General features: G+C 58.9%; 20 protein-coding genes. 12 read left to right on the forward strand and 8 right to left on the reverse strand.

Features of this window, described 5'->3' with window-relative positions:
• Nucleotides 1-157: 157 nt before the first annotated feature.
• Nucleotides 158-805: a ribosome biogenesis GTP-binding protein YihA/YsxC gene (yihA, locus tag ACESMK_RS17420; RefSeq protein WP_373001453.1), complete on the reverse strand. Its 648-nt coding sequence runs from the start codon at nucleotides 803-805 to the stop codon at nucleotides 158-160.
• A gap of 176 nt (nucleotides 806-981) precedes the next feature.
• Between yihA and ACESMK_RS17425 the strand changes: the two genes are divergently transcribed.
• The 3 genes from ACESMK_RS17425 (at nucleotide 982) to ACESMK_RS17435 (ending at nucleotide 3,290) form a co-directional block, all read left to right on the forward strand.
• On the forward strand, nucleotides 982-1,590 hold the full coding sequence (locus tag ACESMK_RS17425; RefSeq protein WP_373001455.1) for a c-type cytochrome: 609 nt from the start codon (nucleotides 982-984) through the stop codon (nucleotides 1,588-1,590).
• Between the two features lie 143 nt (nucleotides 1,591-1,733).
• On the forward strand, nucleotides 1,734-2,369 hold the full coding sequence (locus tag ACESMK_RS17430; protein ID WP_373001457.1) for a thiol:disulfide interchange protein DsbA/DsbL: 636 nt from the start codon (nucleotides 1,734-1,736) through the stop codon (nucleotides 2,367-2,369).
• A 60-nt stretch (nucleotides 2,370-2,429) separates the two neighbouring features.
• The gene (locus ACESMK_RS17435; protein WP_373001459.1) at nucleotides 2,430-3,290 is read left to right on the forward strand and encodes an endonuclease/exonuclease/phosphatase family protein; all 861 of its coding nucleotides are present in this window, start codon (nucleotides 2,430-2,432) and stop codon (nucleotides 3,288-3,290) included.
• Nucleotides 3,291-3,356: 66 nt separating this feature from the next.
• Here ACESMK_RS17435 and rpmG read toward each other — a convergent pair whose 3' ends face one another.
• From rpmG to radC, 3 genes are all read right to left on the reverse strand, one after another.
• Entirely contained in the window at nucleotides 3,357-3,512 is a 156-nt protein-coding gene (gene rpmG / locus ACESMK_RS17440) for a 50S ribosomal protein L33 (RefSeq protein ID WP_008173465.1), read from the reverse strand.
• An 11-nt stretch (nucleotides 3,513-3,523) separates the two neighbouring features.
• On the reverse strand, nucleotides 3,524-3,760 hold the full coding sequence (gene rpmB, locus ACESMK_RS17445; RefSeq protein WP_008173462.1) for a 50S ribosomal protein L28: 237 nt from the start codon (nucleotides 3,758-3,760) through the stop codon (nucleotides 3,524-3,526).
• A 228-nt stretch (nucleotides 3,761-3,988) separates the two neighbouring features.
• Nucleotides 3,989-4,663 (reverse strand): RadC family protein, encoded by a 675-nt coding sequence (gene radC, locus ACESMK_RS17450; protein WP_373001460.1) that lies wholly within the window; start codon nucleotides 4,661-4,663, stop codon nucleotides 3,989-3,991.
• Between the two features lie 186 nt (nucleotides 4,664-4,849).
• Between radC and coaBC the strand changes: the two genes are divergently transcribed.
• The 7 genes from coaBC (at nucleotide 4,850) to argA (ending at nucleotide 14,216) form a co-directional block, all read left to right on the forward strand.
• Entirely contained in the window at nucleotides 4,850-6,049 is a 1,200-nt protein-coding gene (gene coaBC, locus ACESMK_RS17455; RefSeq protein ID WP_373001462.1) for a bifunctional phosphopantothenoylcysteine decarboxylase/phosphopantothenate--cysteine ligase CoaBC, read from the forward strand.
• A 42-nt stretch (nucleotides 6,050-6,091) separates the two neighbouring features.
• Complete coding sequence (gene dut / locus ACESMK_RS17460; protein ID WP_373001464.1) at nucleotides 6,092-6,553, forward strand: dUTP diphosphatase; 462 nt, start codon at nucleotides 6,092-6,094, stop codon at nucleotides 6,551-6,553.
• 96 nt (nucleotides 6,554-6,649) lie between these two features.
• On the forward strand, nucleotides 6,650-9,292 hold the full coding sequence (locus tag ACESMK_RS17465; protein WP_373001466.1) for a phosphomannomutase/phosphoglucomutase: 2,643 nt from the start codon (nucleotides 6,650-6,652) through the stop codon (nucleotides 9,290-9,292).
• A 60-nt stretch (nucleotides 9,293-9,352) separates the two neighbouring features.
• Nucleotides 9,353-10,249 (forward strand): acetylglutamate kinase, encoded by an 897-nt coding sequence (argB, locus tag ACESMK_RS17470; protein ID WP_373001468.1) that lies wholly within the window; start codon nucleotides 9,353-9,355, stop codon nucleotides 10,247-10,249.
• Nucleotides 10,250-10,273: 24 nt separating this feature from the next.
• The gene (locus ACESMK_RS17475; RefSeq protein WP_373001470.1) at nucleotides 10,274-11,524 is read left to right on the forward strand and encodes an acetylornithine deacetylase; all 1,251 of its coding nucleotides are present in this window, start codon (nucleotides 10,274-10,276) and stop codon (nucleotides 11,522-11,524) included.
• Nucleotides 11,525-11,550: 26 nt separating this feature from the next.
• Nucleotides 11,551-12,720 carry an acetylornithine deacetylase gene (gene argE / locus ACESMK_RS17480; RefSeq protein ID WP_373001472.1) on the forward strand — a complete coding sequence of 390 codons (1,170 nt, stop codon included), beginning with the start codon at nucleotides 11,551-11,553 and terminating at the stop codon, nucleotides 12,718-12,720.
• A 188-nt stretch (nucleotides 12,721-12,908) separates the two neighbouring features.
• Nucleotides 12,909-14,216 carry an amino-acid N-acetyltransferase gene (gene argA, locus ACESMK_RS17485; RefSeq protein ID WP_373001474.1) on the forward strand — a complete coding sequence of 436 codons (1,308 nt, stop codon included), beginning with the start codon at nucleotides 12,909-12,911 and terminating at the stop codon, nucleotides 14,214-14,216.
• Here the strand turns inward: argA and ACESMK_RS17490 are convergent.
• Nucleotides 14,190-15,260 carry an aminopeptidase gene (locus tag ACESMK_RS17490; RefSeq protein WP_373001476.1) on the reverse strand — a complete coding sequence of 357 codons (1,071 nt, stop codon included), beginning with the start codon at nucleotides 15,258-15,260 and terminating at the stop codon, nucleotides 14,190-14,192. The genes argA and ACESMK_RS17490 overlap by 27 nt on opposite strands.
• A 171-nt stretch (nucleotides 15,261-15,431) precedes the next feature.
• Between ACESMK_RS17490 and ACESMK_RS17495 the strand changes: the two genes are divergently transcribed.
• Both ACESMK_RS17495 and ACESMK_RS17500 read left to right on the forward strand, forming a co-directional pair.
• The gene (locus tag ACESMK_RS17495) at nucleotides 15,432-19,199 is read left to right on the forward strand and encodes a DUF1631 family protein (RefSeq protein WP_373001478.1); all 3,768 of its coding nucleotides are present in this window, start codon (nucleotides 15,432-15,434) and stop codon (nucleotides 19,197-19,199) included.
• Between the two features lie 18 nt (nucleotides 19,200-19,217).
• Complete coding sequence (locus ACESMK_RS17500; RefSeq protein ID WP_373001480.1) at nucleotides 19,218-20,084, forward strand: phosphoribulokinase; 867 nt, start codon at nucleotides 19,218-19,220, stop codon at nucleotides 20,082-20,084.
• A 4-nt stretch (nucleotides 20,085-20,088) separates the two neighbouring features.
• Here the strand turns inward: ACESMK_RS17500 and ACESMK_RS17505 are convergent, their stop codons facing one another.
• The 3 genes from ACESMK_RS17505 to ACESMK_RS17515 all read right to left on the reverse strand — a co-directional run bounded on the left by ACESMK_RS17505 (nucleotide 20,089) and on the right by ACESMK_RS17515 (nucleotide 22,551).
• Nucleotides 20,089-20,937, reverse strand: coding sequence for a pirin family protein (locus ACESMK_RS17505; RefSeq protein ID WP_373001482.1), 849 nt, complete (start codon nucleotides 20,935-20,937; stop codon nucleotides 20,089-20,091).
• Nucleotides 20,938-21,072: 135 nt separating this feature from the next.
• Nucleotides 21,073-21,867 (reverse strand): adenosylmethionine decarboxylase, encoded by a 795-nt coding sequence (speD, locus tag ACESMK_RS17510; RefSeq protein ID WP_064229797.1) that lies wholly within the window; start codon nucleotides 21,865-21,867, stop codon nucleotides 21,073-21,075.
• 237 nt (nucleotides 21,868-22,104) lie between these two features.
• Nucleotides 22,105-22,551: an OsmC family protein gene (locus tag ACESMK_RS17515; RefSeq protein WP_373001484.1), complete on the reverse strand. Its 447-nt coding sequence runs from the start codon at nucleotides 22,549-22,551 to the stop codon at nucleotides 22,105-22,107.
• Nucleotides 22,552-22,578 lie beyond the last annotated feature (27 nt).

Raw genomic sequence — 22,578 nt, forward strand, 5'->3', positions numbered from 1 at the left:
AACCCGGAACTTTCGACGAAAAAATCACTCATAGGGGGTGACGTCGGGAATTCGGACATTCCTTGCGTCTCCTGAGTGCGATCTCAGGTTTTAGCACGTCGCAAACCCTGACGTTTCACCGGTCTGTCATCTGGCAGGCCGGTTTTTTTTAGCCTGCTCAGAGGGCCGCATCTTCTTCCCCGAAATCGCCTTCCAGCCAGTTGATCAATGCATCCCGGCACTCGTCCACGCCACGCTTTGACGTCGCGGAGAACATGATCAGGTGCTCCACGCAGGTGTAGGCTTTCAGATCCCTGGCAATACCCAGCATGGCGGTCTTGGCCTGACCAAACTTCAGTTTGTCTGCCTTGGTGGCCAGAATCATCAGCGGCAGGTTGTTATGCTCGCACCATTCCACCATCATTTGGTCAAAATCGGTTAGCGGGTGGCGGATGTCCATCACCAGAACCAGGCCGCGCAGGCAGCGCCGGTCATTCAGATAGTGGCCCAGGTGTTGTTGCCAGTCGTCTTTCATGTCCCTGGAGACTTTGGCATAACCATACCCGGGCAGATCGACCAGGCGGCACTGCTCCCGATTGAGGGAGAAAAAGTTGATCAGCCGAGTACGGCCGGGGGTCTTGCTGGTGCGGGCCAGCTTGCCGTTCGCGGTAATGGCGTTAAGCGCACTGGATTTGCCGGCGTTGGAGCGGCCGGCAAAGGCAACTTCGGCGCCGATGTCAGGTGGGCACTCATCCAGACGGGAAGCGCTGATGAGAAAACGGGCGCTGTTGAACGAGAGGCTTTTTTGAGTCAGATCAGGGTCCACAGTGGTTGGCTTTCCTTTGGATTTCAGTTATCAGGGATTAATGTATAATGCTACACCAATTCCGGGCGGCGCGCTGCGCGCGACCGCTGTCAGCCCCGGTTTTGAGCCTGACTGGTCAGCGCCTGCCGGCTGCGTAGCGAAGAATACCCTTAAAAGATGAGAGAAGCGGAGCGAGCATGAAAAAACTGATCGCAGGAGTAGTTCTCGGTGTTGGCCTCACAGCGATGGCGCACGGGGCGGGAGATCCTAAGGCAGGCGAAGAGAACGCAGCGGTATGTGCCGGTTGTCACGGCCAGGGTGGTGCCAAGCCGGTGATGGGTGTGTACCCGAAGCTGTCCGGTCTGGGAGAGAAGTATCTTTACAACCAGCTGGTAGCTATCAAGGACGGCGATCGTGCCATTCCCGAGATGACAGGTCTTCTGGACGACATGTCTGACCAGGATCTGCAGGACCTGGCGGCGTATTATAATGACCAGGACATGGTTGTCAGCCAGGCAGATCCCGATCTGGTTGATCAGGGTTCAGCCCTGTATCGTGGCGGCAATATGGCATCCGGCGTTCCCGCCTGTGCTGGCTGCCACAGTCCGCAGGGCACTGGTAATGAGCCAGCGGGCTACCCTGCCCTGGGCGGCCAGAACGCCGAGTACCTGGTCGAGCAGCTGAAGGCATACCGCGACGGTGACCGCGCCGCTGGCTCCAATGCCGCCATCATGATGGACGTTGCTTCGAAACTGACAGATGCCGAGATCGAAGCGGTCTCCAGCTACATTTCCGGCCTGAACTAACGTCGCCGGACTGTGCCGAAAACCCCGCCTGGTGCGGGGTTTTTTGTTGTCTTTCGTTTCTGTAACTGCCGACCTGTGGAACTTTTCAGGTACGCTGGGTCATAATCCTCCCAAAACGATATTCAAATACTCGGAGATTTTTCATGTTTCGATCCTTCAGAACGGCCTTCCTGCTCCTGTTGGCGCTTTCGGTCTCTGGTCTGGCGAATGCCGCAGAGTGGAAAGAGGGTACCCATTACAACCGACTGGATTCCTCCGTGCGCACCGACAGCGATTCCGGTGTCGAGGTGGCGGAAGTCTTCTGGTACGGCTGTCCCCATTGCTATACCTTCAAGCCCCTGATTGAGGACTGGGCCGAGAAAGCGCCTGACTATGTCGATTACGTGAAAATTCCGGCCGCGCTTGGGCGGAACTGGGAGCCCCACGCCTACGCGTTCTATGCCCTCGAGGCAATGGGTGAGCTGGATAAAGTTCACGACGCGCTGTTCGAGGCGCTTGCTGGCGAGCGCCGGCCCCTGAATACGCCGGAAGCCCTGGCCGACTTCGTCGCGGAATACGGTGTGGATCCGGATGAATTTGTCAGCACTTACAAGAGCTTTGGCGTGAATGCCCGTATGCAGAAAGCACAATCGAAAATCCGGGGCGCGCGGATCACCGGAACCCCGACTATGCTGGTTAATGGCAAGTACACTGTCAGTGCATCCATGGCCGGCAGCCATGAGGCGGTTCTGGAGGTGGTTGATTACCTTGTCGCCAAAGAGCGTGGTGAGGTGGAATAACGCCGCGTTACCGAATCTGACCTGACGACGAAAAGCAGCCGGTCGGTCGAGTCCGCCACTATGTACAAGCATATCCGAAAGCAGTTAAATGGCATCCTGAAGCCGGCCGGCGGGCCAAGGGGTGCCTGTTCCGGGACCGAGCATGTACCCGAGTTCGAGCCGCAACGGCACATCCGCCTGCTCACCTTCAACATCCAGGTGGGTATCAACACATCGTCCTACCGCCATTACCTTACCCGGAGCTGGCAGCACATACTGCCTCATCGCAACCGTATCGAAAATCTCGATCGCATTGCCTCCCTGCTGCGTGGCTATGATGTGGTGGCGTTACAGGAGTGCGACGGGGGCAGTCTGCGCAGCGGATATATCAACCAGGTGCAGTATCTGGCTGAAGCGGCGGGTATTCCCTATTGGTATCAACAGCTGAACCGGAATCTCGGACAGATCGCCCAACACAGCAATGGTCTGTTAAGCCGATACCGGCCCCTGGATGTTACTGAACATAAGTTGCCGGGGCTGATTCCAGGTCGAGGTGCCATTATTGCCCGTTACGGAACCGAGCATGATCCGCTGGTGCTGGTGTTAATGCACCTTTCCCTCAGCAAAGCGGCACAGCAGCGCCAATTGGGCTACATCCGCGAGCTGATAGCCGATTACCGGCATGTGGTTTTGATGGGAGATATGAATGCCCATGCAGAGCAGCTGCTGACACAGACCCCCCTTAGGGAGACTGATCTCGTCCCTTTGCCGGACACTGCCCACAGTTTTCCAAGCTGGCGGCCCGAGAAGGCACTCGATCATATTCTGGTGAGCCCCTCGCTGGAAATCCGGCGCTCGGAAGTGGTGAGTTACCCGATGTCAGATCACCTGCCTATCGCCATGGATGTGGCCCTGCCAGAAGGCTATCTGGAAAAATTCTGAGAATGTCAGGCCCACAAAAAAGCCCGGCGCTTTGGCCGGGCTTTTTTGTGGATGCCGGATCAGGAATTACTTGATCTTGGCTTCCTTGTACGCAACGTGCTTGCGGACAACCGGATCGTACTTTTTGATCTCGATTTTTTCCGGCGTGTTACGCTTGTTCTTCTTGGTCGTGTAGAAGTGACCAGTGCCTGCTGATGAAACCAGCTTGATTTTCTCGCGCATGATGCGGCTCCTTAAAATTTCTCGCCGCGGGCACGAAGATCGGCCAGCACAGCGTCAATGCCTTTTTTATCGATGATGCGCATGCCCTTGGTGGATACGCGCAGCTTCACGAAACGCTTCTCGGACTCAACCCAGAAACGATGGTTCTGCAGATTCGGCAGAAAACGACGACGAGTGTGGTTCATCGCGTGGGAAACGTTGTTACCGGATACCGGACGCTTACCGGTAACCTGACAAACTCTGGACATACTTGCCTCCGACCTGAGCAATGGTCTCAATAATACGAATTCGTTTTTAATGCGTCTCTGGTTGCTAAGGAGCCGTTACACTCCCATTCGCGCCTCTAAACTGAACGCTGCTCGCCAGACGCCGCCAGAAAGGGACGCTTTTATACCAGAACTCGCCCCCCAACGCAAAAAATTGTTGGGAATTTGGCCAGTTTTCCGGCATCGCCGTGCACTGTCATACATCAGGCTTTACATCAGACCCCGTTCAGCGAGCGATATTACCTCACCATGACCAACAACCATATGGTCAAGAACCCTGATATCCACCAGGCCCAGGGCCTCCTTCAGTCGACGGGTCAGGGAAATGTCAGCCTGGCTGGGCTCCGCCACGCCCGAGGGGTGGTTGTGGGCGAAGATTACCGCTGCTGCGTTGTCTTCAAGGGCCTGTCGCACCACTTCCCTTGGGTATACGGCGGCGCCGTCGATGGTGCCCCGGAACAGTTCCCGGTATTGGATGACGCGATGGCGGTTATCCAGGAACAGCCCGGCGAACACCTCATGGGGATAGGTGCCCAGGCGGCTGGTAAGGAACCGGCGGGTATCTTCGGGGGATCGCAGGGGGTCTCCCTGGCGGAGTGGCTCATCCATGACCCTGCGCGCCATTTCCATGGCCGCCTGCACCTGGGCATACTTTGCCGTTCCCAGGCCTTTAACGTCGCAGAATTGGCGTCGGGAGGCGGTCAATAGCCCCCGGAGCCCGGAAAACTCCTCAATCAGGTAACGCGCCAGCGCCATGACCGGCATGCCGGTGGTGCCGGTGCGAAGAAAAATGGCGAGGAGTTCGGCGTCGGAGAGAGTTTGTGCCCCATGGGCGAGCAGGCGTTCCCGCGGACGTTCATCCGTGGGCCAGGCGGAGTCAGTCATCATGGCTTCCTTGCGTTGGGTATGGGTTTTCGTGGCGCTTCCTGCGCCGCGACGGGTGTCTCAAGGTTACAAAGGTTACTTTAAAAAGTAACAATCGGTAAACGTATGTCCGATCAGCCGGGCTGTCGCTCCGGCCAGAGCATGCTATCTTATAAGCCTTTCATTTTATGTGGAAACGGAGCCCCTATGGCCGCCAGACGAATCCTTCTGGGAGTGACCGGTGGTATTGCCGCCTATAAGAGTGCCGAGCTGGTGCGCCAGCTGAAGAAGGCGGGCCACGAGGTACGGGTGGTCATGACCCGGGGGGCGGAAGCCTTCGTGACACCTCTGACCTTTCAGGCCCTCAGCGGAGAGCCGGTCCGGACATCCTTGCTGGACCCTGAAGCAGAGGCAGGCATGGGGCACATCGAACTGGCCAAATGGGCCGATCAGGTGGTGATTGCCCCGGCATCCGCGGATTTTATTGCCCGGTTGGCGCAGGGCATGGCGGACGATCTGCTGACCACGGTGTGTTGTGCGACCGAAGCGCCCATCGCCGTCGCGCCAGCGATGAATCAGGCCATGTGGAGCAATGGTCGTACCCAGCGAAATCTCAGGCTGCTGGAAGAGGATCCCCAGATCGCATTGTGGGGCCCCGACCAGGGCGCCCAGGCCTGCGGCGATACCGGCCCGGGACGAATGCTGGAACCCGAGGCGATCCTTGGCCTCGTTGATGCCGGAACCACCGGAGTGCTTGCTGGCAAGAGGGTCGTGATTACCGCCGGTCCCACTCGTGAACCCATTGATCCGGTTCGCTATATCAGCAATCACAGTTCCGGGAAAATGGGCTATGCCCTGGCCAGTGCGGCCCGAAAGGCAGGCGCCCGTGTGGTTCTCGTGAGCGGCCCGGTGACTCTCGCGCCCCCTGTCGGTGTCGAAGTGCGCCAGGTGATAACAGCGGAGGACATGTTGCGTGAAGCGTCGGTTGCCGTGGATGAGGGCTGCGACCTTTTCATAGCGACGGCTGCGGTGGCGGATTACCGCCCTGAGACCTGTGCCGGAGACAAGATCAAGAAGTCCAGTGAGGCCATGGCGCTTTCGCTGGTTCGTAATCCAGACACCCTGGCAACCATTGCCGGGCGTGAGGACGCGCCCTTTACCGTGGGTTTCGCCGCCGAAACCACCGATGTGGCCCGATACGCTACCGACAAGATGCAGCGTAAGAAGCTGAACATGATCGTGGCCAACGATGTGTCGACTCCCGGGCTGGGCTTTAACAGTGAGAACAACGCGGTCACCGTGTTCTGGCCGGGAGGCCAGGAGTCGATCGGCCCGGACAGTAAAGCGAGCATTGCCCGACACCTTGTGGCAATGATAGGCGAACAACTTGGTCAGACCGCCCGCTGATTCAGCGCAGGGTGCCAGGCCGCACAACCGACAGGATCCTTCATGACCAGGAAAAATCTTCAGGTACGCATTCTGGATGACCGCATTGGCAACCAGATTCCTTTTCCCGAGTATGCCACCGAAGGCTCTGCCGGCCTTGATCTTCGGGCCTGCCTGGATGAGCCACTGACCCTGGAGCCGGGTGATACGCAATTGATCCGGACCGGGTTGTCGATTCACATTGCCGACCCGTCACTGGCGGCCATGATCCTGCCCCGAAGCGGTCTCGGTCATAAACACGGGATCGTGCTTGGCAATCTGGTTGGGCTGATTGATTCGGATTACCAGGGTGAGTTGATGGTGTCCTGCTGGAACCGGGGGCGTACCAGCTTTACGGTTGATGTGGGTGAGCGTCTGGCCCAGCTGGTGTTGGTGCCCGTCGTTCAGGCAGATTTTGAGGTGGTCTCCGAATTCGACGCCAGTGCCCGTGGTGACGGTGGCTTTGGTTCCACCGGTACGCGGTGACCGGGTAAGCCGGCCACGCAGAACGTCGCGCCGGCGTCTATACTTTGCGGATAACTGCTTGTCCAGGACGATAAAATTACAACTGCAGGATGGACTATGAAGCTGGGTAAAAAGAAGACTGCCGAGGCGTCCGTAGATGAAAAGCCGGCCAAGAAGCCGGCAAAAAAGGAAAAGCCAAAAGCCTCCGGGCCAAAGCTGAAACGGCTTAACTCCGTGGCAGTGAACCAGTCACTTGTTGTGGTTCTGGCGGGTGCGATCGCTGTAGCATTGCTTCATTTTCTGGTGGTTCAGCCTTCGGCGGAGGAGCGTTTCGAGTCACTGAAAGCGCTGGAGGCCGATGCCGCAGCGCTTCGGCTGAATCAGTATTTTGACCAGGTTCAAAAAAGCGTCAATGGCCTGGCTACACAGCCGCACGTCATTCAGGCCCTGGGTAACCGAAGTGGCGTATCCGAAACGGAACAACAGCTGGCGGATGCCCTGCCTGGTATTGAAGAGGTGCACCTGTTTCCTTACCGCCAGATTCCGCGTGCGTCGAGCGGTGATGGGCTGATCGGTTTCTCGGGTCTCGAGCTGGCCCGGCGCGCCGAAACCGGCCAAAGGTTTTTTCCCGATGCCTTTCCCAGGGATAACCGCTGGTTCGTCCAGGTAGCGACGCCGGTGCGGAATCCCACGAGTAACGCCGTTATCGGAAGCCTGCTGATCATTTTCGAGACTGGTCAGATCCAGCCGTTGCTGCAAGTGGTTAATGGCAGCCTGGGTGGGCAGCTCGCCCTGGTTCAGACCGTGTCGGGCTCATCCCGGACGGTGGTCAGCAACGGTACCGGCTCTGGAAACGCTGAATCCCGAAGGCTGAGTAACCCGGACTGGTCAGTGACCTACACCCCTGCTACTGCGTCCGCGGCGCCGGTGGATACGGTCATGATCGCGATCCTGGTTGGTGTTCCCGCGCTGGTCGCTGCAATCATTGTCTGGGTTCTGCTCGGCGGTGCCCAGAAGGGCCTGCGTCAGGATGTGACTGCCTTGATCCAGTGGGCCCACAAGGTGTTCGGCGGAGAACGGGTGAAACTGCCGACGTTCCGCTGGGATATGGTGGCCTCAACCGGTGAGGTCCTGTACCGCTTGTCCCAGGTTGTCGACAAGCGGGTCGCCAAGGCCGGAGAGATGGCAAGGCCCAAGCCGTCCGGTTCCGGAAAGTCTGGCACCGGTGCCGCCAAGGGTAGCGAAGAGCCCCTGTTCCAGGACAAGGATATGCCCGACATCGACATGCTGGATGGCGATGAGGATGTTCTCGGTTTTGGCAGCGGTGACGATACGGTCTTTGGTTCCGGGGATACCCCGGACGTCGAAGAGGTGGCCCTGCCCCAGGTGGAGCTCTCCCCGGACATCTTCCGGGCCTATGACATCCGCGGTATTGTGGGCGATACCCTCACGGCTGAGGGCGTTCAGGTGATCGGCCGGGCGATTGGTTCCGAAGCCCTGGAGCGGGGCGTTAACAGTCTCTGTATCGGTTACGACGGAAGGCACTCCAGCCCGGACCTGGCGGATGCACTGGCACGTGGGGTGATGGCTGCGGGATGCAACGTGATTCATGTGGGTGCGGTGCCCACGCCGGTGCTCTACTTTGCCACCCACGAGCTCCAGACCGGCTCTGGCGTCATGGTGACAGGCAGTCACAATCCGGCCAACTATAATGGGCTCAAAATCATGCTGGGTGGGGAAACCCTCTCGGGCGAGGCCATTCAGAAACTTTACCAGCGCATCCAGACCGGCGATTTCGCCAGCGGTCAGGGCAGTCAGTCCTCAGAGGATGTCCGCCGTGCCTATCTGGACCGGATTGTCGGCGACATCGCGGTGGCGGCACCGCTGAAGGTGGTGGTGGATGCCGGCAATGGTATTGCCGGTGAGCTCGGCCCCATGCTGATCGAGGAGCTGGGTTGTGAAGTGATTCCGCTTTACTGCGATGTGGATGGTGATTTCCCGAACCATCATCCCGACCCTGGCAAGCCGGCGAACCTTGCGGACCTGATTGCCCGGGTTGAGTCGGAAGGCGCTGATATCGGGCTGGCCTTCGATGGTGACGGCGACCGCCTGGGTGTTGTAACCAATTCCGGCAAGATTATCTGGCCCGATCGCCTGATGATGCTGTTCGCCCGGGACGTGGTCTCCCGCAATCCCGGCGCCGACGTGCTTTACGACGTAAAGTGCAGCCGCAGGCTGGCAGGTGTGGTTTCCGAAGCTGGCGGCCGGCCGATCATGTGGAAAACCGGCCACTCTTTGATGAAGGCCAAGATGAAAGAAACCGGCGCCCTTCTGGCCGGTGAAATGAGCGGCCACATCTTTTTCGGGGAACGCTGGTACGGGTTTGATGACGGCCTCTACTCGGCTGCCAGGTTGCTCGAAATCCTTGGCGTGGAAGACCGGCACAGTGATGAGGTTTTCGAGGACTTCCCGGAAGATGTCAGCACCCCCGAGCTGAATGTCGAGGTGACTGAGAGTTCCAAGTTCGACATCATTGCACGGCTCAGCGAGGCCGGGGACTTTGGAGACGGCAATATCAGCACCATTGATGGTGTCCGTGTCGACTACACCGATGGCTGGGGTCTGTGCCGGGCATCGAACACCACGCCGGTGCTGGTTCTGCGCTTCGAGGCGGAGACCGGGGAAGCACTCGAACGTATCAAGTCGGTGTTCCGGGAACAGCTGAAGAAGGCGGCGCCGGATCTGGTGGCGGATTTTTGATCGGTTCCCCGTCCGGTGATTCGCAGGTACGTATTCATTCAGGATTAACAAGGCAAAAACATGGCGTTGGATCGTGAAACAGCAATGCAGGTGGCCTCGGTACTGAGCCGGGGGCTGCCTTATATCCAGAGATTCACCGGTAAGACCGTGGTCATCAAATACGGCGGCAACGCCATGGAGAACGAAGAGCTCAAAAGCAGCTTCGCCCGCGATGTGGTGCTGATGAAGCTGGTGGGCATCAACCCGATTGTCGTGCATGGCGGTGGACCCCAGATCGGTGAGCTCCTGGAGCGTCTGAATATCCAGTCCCGGTTCGTCAATGGCATGCGGGTCACGGATTCCGAAACCATGGATGTGGTGGAGATGGTGCTTGGCGGCCAGGTCAACAAGGAAATTGTGTCACTGATCAATTCACACGGCGGAATGGCCGTGGGGCTTACCGGAAAGGACGCCAACCTGATCCGGGCTCGCAAGTTGGAGGTGGTCAACCGTTCTCCGGAGCTGGAGCGGCCGGAAATCATCGACATTGGCCATGTTGGCGAGGTCGCCAGCGTGAATGTGGACGTGATCGACATGCTCACCCGCAGTAATCTGATTCCGGTGATCGCGCCCATAGGCGTGGGCCCTGACGGCGCCTCCTACAACATCAATGCCGATCTGGTGGCGGGCAAGGTGGCCGAAGCCATGAAAGCCGAGAAGCTGATCCTTCTGACCAATGTTTCCGGGTTGAAGAGCAAGGACGACAAGGTGCTGACCGGGCTCACGGCCAAGCAGGTCAACGATCTTATTGAAGATGGCACCATCCATGGCGGTATGCTGCCCAAGATTCGCTGTGCCCTGAGCGCGGTGGAGAATGGCGTCCGCACCTCCCATATCATCGATGGCAGGGTCGCCCATGCGTGTCTGCTGGAGATCTTTACCGATGAGGGTGTCGGCACCCTGATTTCCCGTAACTGACGGCACCCGACAAGGAGTCTCCGGATGAAGCGCCTGCTTGCGACGCTGGTAATACTGGTTCTGGTCGGCTTTGCCGCGTTCAAGGCGGGCGTCTGGTGGCTGGCGGACCAGCGAATGGCCGAGGCACGGCAGGCGCTGGAATCGTTTGGCGTTCTGCATCGGGGCACGATCCGTTCGGGTATCGAGGGGCGCGTCGTTCTAAACGGCGCCAGCTGGCAGGATTTTGAACTGACCCAACCCCTGGACATAGCCCGGGCAGAGCTGGATACCGGTTCCCCCGTGAGCCTCCTTGCCGGGCTTGCCGATCCTTCCAGCCTGCCGACCGAGTGGACCTTGAGGCTGGATGGCCTGGGCTTGCCCCTTGACCCCACCATGCTGCGTAATTGGGTGACAGCGGAAGGATCTGACAGCGAAGGTGTCCAGGCTCTGTTTGTTCTCTCCTGCGCGCCCGACCCCCGCCAACAGCTCGGTAGCGGTGACCTGATCCGGATGGGCATTACTGCAGTCGGTGGTGAAGGCTTTCTCAGGCAGAGTCCTGAGGGAATTCATGCCGAGCTGAATACCATCAGTACCGGCAGCCTTGAGCTGTATTGGCCTGGTAGCCGCCTCCGCTTTCAGGATAAGGAGTGGACATTGTCGGACGGGGCAGAGCCATTAAGACTGACTCTTCGGGATGGCGGGCTGATGCGCCGGGTCGCCGCCTATTGTGCCCGTGAAGCCGGTGTTGAAACTGGCGATTGGGCTAGCCGTTCAATGGATGCGCTGATTGCCGGGCTGGAGGCGCGGGGCCTGGAGGCCAGTGATCAACTGATGGCGCTTTACCGGCAGTGGTTGCTTGAAGGTGGCGAGATTACGGTGAGTGTACAGCCAGGTGAGCCACTCTTTGGTATCCCGGTCAGAGCAGACATGATTGACGAAGCGGGTCGGAGCTGGGACGTTCGTTATAACGGTGCGGTTGTTCCCGATGTGTATCTCACCGAGGTGGAGCCGGTGGTTCAGGCATCGCCCGATGTGGCGGTGGAGCCGGTTGTGCCAAGGGAGGATCCGGGTACCCAGAGCTGGTACCCGGCCGACATTGAGACTGCCGGACAGTGGATTGACCGTCAGGTCAGGGTGACGCTTTCCAATGACAATGTGGTGGAAGGTCGACTGGTGAGTGTCAGCGAGCGGGAGCTGGAAGTGGCCCGTGTCGTTGCCGGTGGTGAAGTCGCCTATCCGATGCTGATCCGGGCTATTACCAACTTTGAAGTGTGGCGTCGTGGCCGTGCACAATGATTCCAACGGGAATCTGAGAGGAAACTATGTCGCAGTCCGATAGCAAATCCGCAGTGGTACCGGGCATTCGTGACATGCTTGCCCGATTGATATCCCTGCCTTCCATCAGCAGCGCCTCGGCGAAGTGGGATCACAGCAACGAGCCGGTGGTGAGAACCCTGGCGGAGTGGCTGGAGGCTCTCGGGTTTGCCGTGGAAATCCTGGAAGTACCCGGTATGCCGGGAAAGTTCAACCTGATCGGAACCCTGGGCAGCGGCCCGGGCGGTCTGGTGCTGTCCGGCCACACCGACACGGTGCCTTTCGATGACAAGCGCTGGCAGAGCGACCCCTTTACCCTGACCGAGCGGGAAAACCGCTGGTACGGGCTGGGCACCTGCGACATGAAAGGCTTTTTCCCGCTGGCCATCGAAGCGGCCAGGACCTTTGTCGGGGAAGATCTGAAACAGCCGCTGATCATTCTCGCTACCGCCGACGAGGAGAGTTCCATGGATGGCGCCAGGGCACTGGCGGAAGCCGGCAAGCCCAAGGCCCGCTACGCGGTCATCGGCGAGCCCACGAGCCTGAGGCCTGTGCGTATGCACAAGGGCATCATGATGGAGCGTCTGAAGTTCGAGGGCCAGTCCGGCCATTCTTCCAACCCGGCTTTGGGCCGCAACGCCATGGAAGGCATGCATGAAGCCATGACCGAGCTTCTGGCACTCCGGTCAAAATGGCAGGAAAAGTACCGGAACCCGAACTTCGAGGTTCAGTTTCCAACCCTGAACCTTGGCTGTATCCACGGCGGTGACAATCCCAACCGCATCTGCGCCCGGTGTGAGCTTCACTTCGATCTGCGCCCTCTGCCGGGCATGAACATGGAATCCCTGCGCCAGACGATCCTGAACAAGGTTCAACCGGTGGCCGAACGCCGTGAGTTATCCATGGTGTTCGAGCCCTTGTTCGACGGCGTGCCCCCATTTGAGACGCCGGCGGATGCGGCACTGGTTAAAGCCTGCGAGCAGCTGACCGGTCACACGGCCCATGCCGTTGCGTTCGCCACGGAAGCCCCTTGGTTGCAAAAGCTCGGCTTGGAAACCCTGGTGATGGGGCCCGGGTCCATCGATCAGGCGCATCAGCCAGATGAATTTATAGAGCTGTCTCAACTGGAACCAACCGTGAAGATTCTGCAGGGTCTCATCCGACAGTTTTGCCTTTAGGCTGGAGTCCGGGTCAAATAGGGGGCTGAACACTGTCGGGAGCCCTCTCCAAAACACGCCCGTAAATACGTCCCTGTAGGGCTCGGTCGCGCCATCCCTGGCGCTCCACGGTTTTGGAGAGGGCTCCCGACAGTGTTCGTCAGGCTGAATTGCAGGTCGCGTAAAGAAAAAAGCTTGGAGTATTCGAATTGAAATCAAACGACTGGCTGCATGGATTCCGGCATTCATCCCCCTACATCAACGCCCATCGCGGGCGCACGGTGGTGCTGACCATTCCGGGGGATGCCATTGAGCACGGGAACTTCATCAACATCATCCATGACATCGCGCTGCTGAGCAGCCTTGGTGTGCGACTGGTCGTTGCTTTTGGCGCCCGCCCTCAGATTCAGGCGCGGCTGGACGCAGCCGGCGTGGAATCGTCGTTTGCCAAAGGTCTGCGGATTACGCCGGAAGACCATCTTGGCATGGTGATGGAGGCCATCGGAGGCCTGCGAGCCTACCTGGAGAGTCACCTGTCCATGGGGCTGGTGAATTCGCCGATGCACAATGCCCGTATCCGGGTGAGTGGCGGTAACTATGTGGCGGCCAAGCCTGTCGGGGTGCTGGACGGTATTGATTTTGGCCATACCGGCAAGGTGCGCCGGGTCGATGTGGCTGGCATCGAAAAACTGCTGGAGCTTGGTCACATTGTTTTGTTGCCGCCCATGGGTTATTCGCCCACGGGAGATACCTTCAACCTATCCTACGAGGATGTTGGCAGCCAGGTGGCGGCGGCCCTTCAGGCCGAGAAGCTGATGGTGTTTATTGACGATCCCGGCTTGCAGGAAGAGGACGGTGCCCTGATCCGTGAGCTGTCGGCGCGCCAGGCGTCGGAACGGCTGGCTGCCGGTGCGGTTACCGGTCACGATGCTGACCTGCTCAGGGCGGCCTGTGATGCCTGTGTGAAGGGCGTACGGCGGGCCCACATCATCAGCTATGTGGACGATGGCGCCTTGCTGAAGGAGCTGTTCACGCGGGACGGGGCCGGCACGCTGGTCAGTGGTGATCACTACGAGCAGTTCCGTCAGGCCCGGGTGGAGGACATCGGCGGGATTCTCGAGCTGATCCAGCCATTGGAAGAGCAGGGCGTTCTGGTTCGCCGTTCCAGGGAGATGCTGGAAACCGAGATTGACCGGTTTGTGGTCGCCGAGCGCGACGGCACCATCGTGGGTTGTGCAGCCCTCTACAGTTACCCCGAGGAGGGCGCCGGGGAGTTGTCCTGTTTTGCCGTCGATCCGAACTATCGTCGGGCCGGACGGGGGGATGAGATTCTGGCAATGGTCGAGAAGCTGGCCAGGGGGCAGGGTATCCAGAAGCTGTTTGTACTGACTACCCAGACGGAGCACTGGTTTCGGGAGCGGGGTTTTCAGCCTTCCACCGTGCAGGCCCTGCCGGGGCCGAAACTGGCCTCCTATAACACCCAGCGAAACTCAAAGGTCTTCTTCAAACCGCTCTGACAGGGCAGCCAGATAGTCGGACCTCTGGGGTTCGGGTTTTTCTGATAGCGCCTCGACGGCCTGGTAAAAGTCCGGGAAGTCGTACTCTGCGTCCCGAAGCATCTGCCGGAATGCAGGTACATGCTGATTGTACTGACGAAACAGTGCCAGGTTGGCATTGTTCAGGCTGACCGGTGCGGGGCCGAACGGGCCGGGTTCGGGCCAGTCTGCGGTAAGTTCCTGGTAGGCAAGGGCCAGGTCCTTGAAGATGGCCGCCTTGCGGTGGCGTAACTGGTCGTCTGGCAATCTGTCCTGCCTGGCATACAGTGCCTCCAGTCGGGCGCTGAAGTCCTCGACCAGGGCAAGGGTCTGGTTTCGACGATCGAGGCGTTCCAGCGCCTCATCGAATTGTCCGGGCTTGCCTCGCTCCAGCAGCCACAGTCTGAGACCTTCCAGCTCAACCGCTGTCGCAAAGCTCTCGTTGAACGCCGTATCATCGGCAATATAGACCACCCGATGGGCCAGTTCGTGGAACATCAGGGCGACCATGCGGTCTTCCGCCAGTTGGGTAAACCCGGTGTGCAGCGGATCATCAAACCAGCCCAGGGTGGAATAGGCGGTCACGCCGCCAATGAAGGTGTCGAAGCCGTTAGTGAGGAATTGCTTTTCCTCGGCGCGCGCATCTTCAAGGCTGAAGTATCCCCGGTAGGCCTGACAACCGAGAACCGGGTAGCACCAGCGGTGTGGCTCCAGTGAGAACTCGGCCACGGCCACCAGATTCACCACCACCCAGGGTCTGTCCAGCCGCACATAGTCGCGAAAGGCGCCTCCAACTGGCAGTGCCAGTCGTTGTTCGGCGAAGTCCCGGGCCTGTTGCGCCAAAGCCAGTCTTTCCCGCAGCTCCTGTGGTGTGGTGCTGTCCGAGAGGACCTCGCCCACCGGTTCCCCGGACATCATCAGGGATAGATGACCAGTGACCGCCTGCGAATAGTAGCCAATGGTCGAACACCCGTTAAGCATTGTTACCAGTAGCAAAAGTAGATAGATCTGACTAAGCTGTTTCATGGGTCAGGATGTTATAGTGGATTGGTTTGCCTGAGGGGGCCAGGCCGCTATAGTACAGTCATGGTCTCTATAGTAGCAGCAGGTGGCATCCGCCATCGTTTCAGGGACGTGAGTCGGTATCGGGCAATGTGTCCGGTGACAGTTCCGGCTTTGCGAGATATCAGGTAGTTCATGGATCCGAGAGAACGTCGTAGCAGCCCCCGCCAACCCATCAAGCTTGCCGCCCAGATCGACCTGGGAACCGGTGAAGCCTGGCCGTGCCAGATTGCTGATTTCTGTGCGGAGGGTCTTTTCGTTCGCTATTCGAGCGAAACCTCGAAGAAGCTGGACCGGGCCTTTGCTTCCGGTACACCGCCGGAACTGGTGATACGTTTCCGTGGTCTGGACGGCGCGCGCCGTCATGAGCTGCATGTCAGCATTGTCCGCCGCATTGACGGTGCGATGGGTGTCAATTTCAGCCGCCCGAATCCTGAGGCGGTTGACGCCATGCTGCAACAATGCGGTGGCTCCCGTCGACAGGACCGCTCCTCTCTCCGTGCGCCCAGCGACAGGGTCCAGTTTGTTCTGCATCAGTCTGCCAAGGCGGTGATCCAGTTCATTGAGCCACTGATGGATGCCTGTTTTGTGCAGATGGTTGAAGGCCTCAAGCAGGCGGCCCAGAAAGCCTCGAACGACCAGCAGGCTAACGAATACATGGATGCGTCGGGTCAGATCCAGGCCCGGCAACGGGTTATGTGGCACCAGATGGCGCGCAGCCTTGAGTCGCCACTGAAACCCACCCCGAAGGGGTTTCCTGGCTCAGAGCTCTCGGTAGTGGACAAAGGTGAGTTCGAAGACTGGCTGACCATCCGGGTGATGGTGACCAAAGCCGATACCCAGTACCGGGGTGATCTGCTTCAGCTCAAGCTTCGGCTGGACAAGCTTGGCATTGCCAATGCCACGGGGCACCACAACCCCCTCGGACCCTCACTGGTCTGTGAGGCGTTCCACCATGGTCTCAATCAACTCAAAGCGACCCGTGAGGTGGAGAAGGTCTGTCTGCGGGTCTTTGAGCAGACGGTGCTGCAGCAGCTGGGCCCCCTGTACAAAGAACTGAATGATATTCTGATTCGCCACGGTATTTTGCCAGACCTGGATCTCAGCAAATATCTGAGCGAGCAGGCCGCGGTAAAGCCCGAGGAAAACAAAAAGCCGATTCGGCCAGAGCCGGTTACCAAGGAGAGTGCCGCTGCGGAGCCGAAATCGAAACCGAAGACGGATGAGGAGGCTGCCAAAAAGGCTCAGCCACGTAGGAAACCCGGGATGCTGGGAGGCGAGTTTCGGGGCTATGCCCAGGCCGCCCAGACTGCGTTCGCAACGGTGCGCAACCTGCTGAATACTCTGAGTGCAAGTCGTGTGGCCCGTGGTGATCCGGAGCCTTTGCCGTTTCAGCCCAACGCCAGGCCTCTTTCGTCCGGAGAGTTCCAGAGAGAGCTCCAGCAACTTCAGGCAGAGCCTGTTGATGCTGGCGAGGAGTTGGCGCCTCTGAAGGAGCGGGTGGTAGAGAAAGTAAAGGCAAGCGGTGATAACCGGCTGGATGACGACCAGCAGGAAACGGTCGATGTGGTCGACCGGTTTTTCAAGTCGGTGGTGGAAAGCCCCAAGCTCAGTGACTATGCCCAGCAGCGTATGCGGCAGCTTGAAGTGCCGGTACTCAAGGTTGTCATGCGGGACCCCGAGTTCTTTGACGATCAGGACAGCCCCGTCCGCGGTGTGATGAACCGTCTGGCGCAACTGGGCGTCAAGGGTGGCCGGATCAACCCGGTGGTGCAGCGTCGGGTAGATGAACTGATCCAGCGGATCACCACCGATTTCGAGCAGGACACCGGGGTATTCGAACAGACAGTTCAGGAACTGGACACCCTGATTGACCGCCAGAATCTCGTTTATCGCAGGAACGTCGAGCGTGTTACCGCCGCTGCGGAGGGGGCCCAGAAGGTCGCCGAATCCAAGAAGGCCGTGGCCGATGTGCTGGACCAGAAGTTGGGCGGGCGCAAGGTGCCCAAGGCAGTGCTCAGCCTGCTGGATGGTGGCTGGCGGGACCTGCTTTCACTGACCTGGATCCGACAGGGGCCGGACAGCCAGCTGTGGCAGGATTACCTGGCGGTGATCGATTCCCTGCTGTCTTTTGCAGACGATCCCAACAGTTCCATCAATCTGCCAGAGTTGCTGAGGGTCATTCAGGATGGCCTGGCTTCTATTTCCAGCAATCATATGCCGTCCTCCCAGATCCGCGACGAACTCAAACAGTTCCTGGTCCGCAGCCCTGATAAAAGCCCAGAGCTGGTTGAAATTCCGGCGACAAAGCCGGAGGAGCCGGATACGAAGAAATTGTCGGACCGGGAACAGCGCAGCCTTCAGCGCTGGATCAACCGGGCCCAGCAGCTGCGCACCGGCGACTGGCTTCGGGACCAGGAGAAACCGGACGAGCCCCAGTACATCCGTCTGGTCTGGATTGCCCGCGGTTTCAGTCGCTTTGTGTTTGTGAACCATCAGGGCATGCGCGTGGTGGAGCTGGAGCTTGAGGCCCTGGCGCGGCAGATGCGCAAGGGGATCATCGTACCTGACAGCCAGTATGAGCGGCCCCTGGTTGACGAGAGTATTGACCGGATGGTTCGCAAGGTTTATGACCAGCTGTCCTGGGCGTCGACTCACGATGAGCTGACCGGCCTGCTCGGGCGTCGGGAATTCGAGCGCATGCTGGACCAGCAACTGGCTCGTCGGGAGGACGAGCGCTCCCTCGTGCGCCTCGATCTTCGACGCTTTCGTCTGTTGAACGACACGGCCGGTTACCAGGCCGGCGACGAGACGCTCAAGCGGGTGGCCGATATTCTCCGGAGCCACGTGGGCGACGGTATGCCCGTAGCCAGACTGGCCGGAAACGAGTTCGCCATGCTGGTGCCCTCTGAGAGTGCCAGCGATGCGGCAAGTGAGCTTGTGCGGGCAATCGAGGCCGCCGAGTTCAGTTTTGGTGGCCGGGAATACAGGCTCTCGGCCAGCGCCGGGGTGGTTCCCACGCTACCTGCGCTGGTCAGCGCCGAGCGCTGGCTGAGGGCCTCTGAGCAGGCGTTGGCGGCGTCCCGACAGCAGGGCCATGGCAAAGTGTCGGAATATTCCCTGGGGGCAGAGGATCAGGCCCGTCAGGAGCAGATTGCGGCCAAGGTTGCCAGCCTCAGCGATCTGAATGAGGAGCGAATGCTGCTGCGCTGCCAGAAGATCATTCCTCTGCACGCCAATGCCTCCATGGCGGCACAGTATGAGGTGCTGATCAGCATGTACGATGATGAGGGCATGCTGATTACCGGCCGGGACTTCGTTCGCATGGCTGAGCGCTATGATCGTATGCAAGCGGTGGACCGCTGGGTGGTGGGGCATATGCTGGACTGGCTCAGGGAGCAGGCGCCGGATCCGCGCCATTTTGGCGGTGTCTGCATTAACCTGTCCGGCTATTCCATGAACGATCAGTCGCTGCTGGAATTCATCTACGAAAAACTGAGTGAAAAAGATGCACCCATTGAACGGCTCTGGTTCGAGCTTACCGAGGCCTCGGCCATCAATGACGTTCAGTCTGTGGCGGATTTTATCCTGGAAATGAAGGAGCTTGGCTGCCGGTTCTGCCTGGGTAACTTTGGCAGTGGCCCCAGTTCTTTCGAGTTCATGCGTTCGTTGCCGGTGGACCTGATCAAGATCGACAGTGCGTTCACTGGCCAGCTGTCCAACAGCGAGACGGACCGGGCAATGGTTCGCTCGATGGTGGACATGGCCCATTACATGAACCGCGAGGTGATTGCCTCGCAGGTTGAATCTCGGGACGTTCTGGATATGCTCAGACAGCTGGGCGTCGATTACGCTCAGGGATTTGTCGTCGAGAAACCCCGGTTGCTCGACAGTCTCACCTGATTCCGGCAGTCTCCCCCTATGTCAAAACGCCATCCGATTATTGCGGTCACCGGTTCCTCCGGTGCAGGAACAACCACCACCGGCCAGATTTTCAGTCGGATGTTTGCCAGTGAGGGTCTGAACGCGGCCATGGTCAGCGGGGACAGTTTCCACCGTTACAACCGGGAGCAGATGGCAAGGCTGGCGGCCAAAGGCCAGTTTGGTGAGCGTAACCATTTTGCCCTGGCAGCCAATCACATCGATAAGCTGGAAGCGCTTTTCTACGATTACGGCCACACCGGCAATGGCCGTTACCGGCAATATGTCCACGATGAAGACCGCAAACTGGTGGAAGCTGGTCATAAACCCGGGACGTTCACGCCATGGGGCCCGTTACCTGCCGACACGGACCTGCTGTTCTACGAGGGGTTGCACGGGGGCGTGGTCAGCGAAACCTGTAATATTGCCCAGTACGTGGATCTTTTGATTGGCGTGGTGCCGATCGTTAACCTGGAATGGATTCAGAAGATTCACCGGGACACACACAAGCGGGGATACAGTCAGGAAGCGGTGGTCGAAACCATTATCAACCGGATGGACGACTACGTTCACGACATCGTGCCCCAGTTTTCCCATACCCATATCAACTTCCAGCGGATTCCGCTGGTGGATACGTCCAACCCCTTTGTCGTCCGTGATGTCCCCACAGAGGATGAGAGCATGCTGGTAATCCGGTTCCGGGACCAGTCGGAGGTGGATTTCCCCTACCTGTTGCAGGTGATTTCCGGCAGCAGTCTGTCACGGCACGACACCCTTGTGATTCCAGGCACAAAAATGCCGCTGGCCATGGATCTGATTGTCAGGCCCATGGTGCAGCGGCTGATGGCGAGAAAGCCATTCGCCTGATCGGTCAGGCGGTCAGTCGGCCATCCCGGTAGTCACGGAGCGTCTGTTCGATCTCCTCCCGGGTGTTCATCACGAACGGACCGTACTGGACCACCGGCTCACCGATAGGCCTGCCGGCAATCAGCAGCAGGCGGGCACCGGTTTCTCCGGCATTCAGTTCAATCTTGTCGCCGTCGTCGCCAAGAATATTGGCGGCGCTGCGTTGCAGTTCGCTGTCTCCAAGGCTGGCCGTGCCCTCGTAGAGGTAAAGCATGCCGCTGTGGGTCTTCGGCACGGGCAGGGCAAGGGTGCCGCCCGGTGCCAGATGGATGTCAGCGTACACCGGCTGGGTACTGCGATCCGGCACTGCCCCTTCATGGGCCTGGCCGTTGACGGTCACTGATCCGGCGATAAGTTTCAAGGTGCCGCCCTCAAAAGCAATTTCCGGAATGTCTTCCGGCTGAATGTCCCGGTAGCCGGCTTCCGTCATCTTTTCTGCGGCGGGCAGGTTCAGCCATAGCTGGAAGCCGCGCATCACGCCTTCTTCCTGCTGAGGCATCTCGGAATGAATAATGCCACGACCGGCGGTCATCCACTGAACGCCGCCGTTGCGCAGATTGCCTCGGTTCCCCAGATGATCCTCATGCAGCATGTGACCTTCGATCATGTAGGTAACGGTTTCAAAACCCCGATGGGGGTGCGATGGAAAGCCAGCCATGTAGTCGGCCGCATCCGCAGAACCGAATTCGTCCAGCATCAGAAACGGATCGAGGCGAATGTTCTGTTGCTGGCCAATGGAGCGCTTGATACGAACGCCGGCGCCATCAGAGGTTTCCAGGGCAGGGATAATCTGTTTCAGGGAGCGCAGGGTCATGGTGTCCTCCTCTCGTTGGCTCTTGTGCCTATTTAAACGGGATGGGAGGAAAGAATAAAACGCAGAAATCTGGCGGGTGACATCAAAAAAACTGAAGGACCGGTGACGCCCATTGGCGGGCGTCACCGCAGGCCATTACTCCACGTTGCGGGAGTAGAAGATCTCCAGCATTTCCCGGCGCAGACGGTCCTCAATGGACTGAGCCTCGGCGGGATCGAGATCACCGGCGTTCACCCCGAACACATAGTTGTCGAGGTTGAAGTTCTTCAGCATCATCTTGGTGTGAAACAGATTTTCCTGGTACACGTTGACGTCGATCATCTGATAGGCGTTCTGGGTATCCTCGGTCAGGTAGTTCTGGATCGAGTTGATGTCGTGATCGATGTAGTGCTTGGTGCCATCCACGTCCCGGGTGAAGCCGCGAACCCGGTAGTCCACGGTGACCACGTCGGAATCGAAGCTGTGGATCAGGTAGTTCAGCACTTTCAGCGGTGAAATCAGGCCACAGGTGGACACATCAATGTCCGCCCGGAAGGTGCTGACGCCATCGTGGGGGTGGCTTTCCGGGTAGGTGTGCACGGTGACGTGGCTCTTGTCCAGGTGCGCCACGATGGTATCCGGCAGTGGCCCCGGAGATTCTTCGTTATCGGGCTCTTCACCGTTGGTGAGCTCATGCTCCGCAATCAGCATGGTGACAGAGGCGCCGTGGGGCTCGTAATCCTGCCGTGCAATGTTCAGCACGTTGGCGCCGATAATCTTGACGACGTCGGTCAGAATCTGGGTCAGACGCTCAGCGTTGTACATCTCATCGATGTAGTCAATGTAGGCCGTGCGTTGCTCTTCGGTCTGCGCATAACAGATATCGTAGATGTTAAAGCTCAGGGATTTGGTCAGGTTGTTGAAACCATGCAGCTGGAGTTTTGATTCCATGCTCAGCCCCTCCGGATCGTGGAGATGAATGACTGCAGAGCTGCATTACTGCGCTCTGCCGAGGCCGCCACCGACTACTGACCGGGTTGTTCACCTTTTGCGCAGACCGGCGGAGAGGGTGCGTATTATGCACACCGCAAGTGACGTTGAATAGTATTCGCAATGACATTTTAGCATTCGTGATTTCCCCTGCATCCGGCTCCAGGGGGTGCACCTCACGAAGGGCCGGAAAGGCGCTTATCGCGCCAGTCCGTCGGTGCTCTGGCCTGCCTCGTGAATCTCATAGCTGTGGCTGATCTCAACGCCAGCCTGTTCCAGCATGATAGAGGCCGAACAGTACTTCTCCGCCGAGAGGCTGACGGCCCGTTTGACCAGGTTTTCCTTGATGCCGTTGCCGGTCACGACAAAATGCAGATGAATCCGGGTAAACACCGCCGGTACGGCATCTGCCCGCTCCGCCTCCAGCTCCGCGTGGCAGGCGGTCACATCCTGCCGACTTTTCCTGAGAATGTTCATGACATCAAAAGAGGAGCAGCCACCGAGACCCATCAGCAGCATTTCCATCGGGCGGGGACCCAGGTTTTCACCACCATGATCCGGCGGGCCGTCAAGCTGGACGCTGTGGCCGCTGCCGCTGGTGACTTTGAAACTGGCATTACCGGTCCAGTCTACGGTTGCTTTCATGGGGCGCCTCTCCCTTGTGATTGCACA

The organism is Marinobacter sp., from assembly GCF_041687235.1.
Classification (GTDB): Bacteria; Pseudomonadota; Gammaproteobacteria; order Pseudomonadales; family Oleiphilaceae; genus Marinobacter.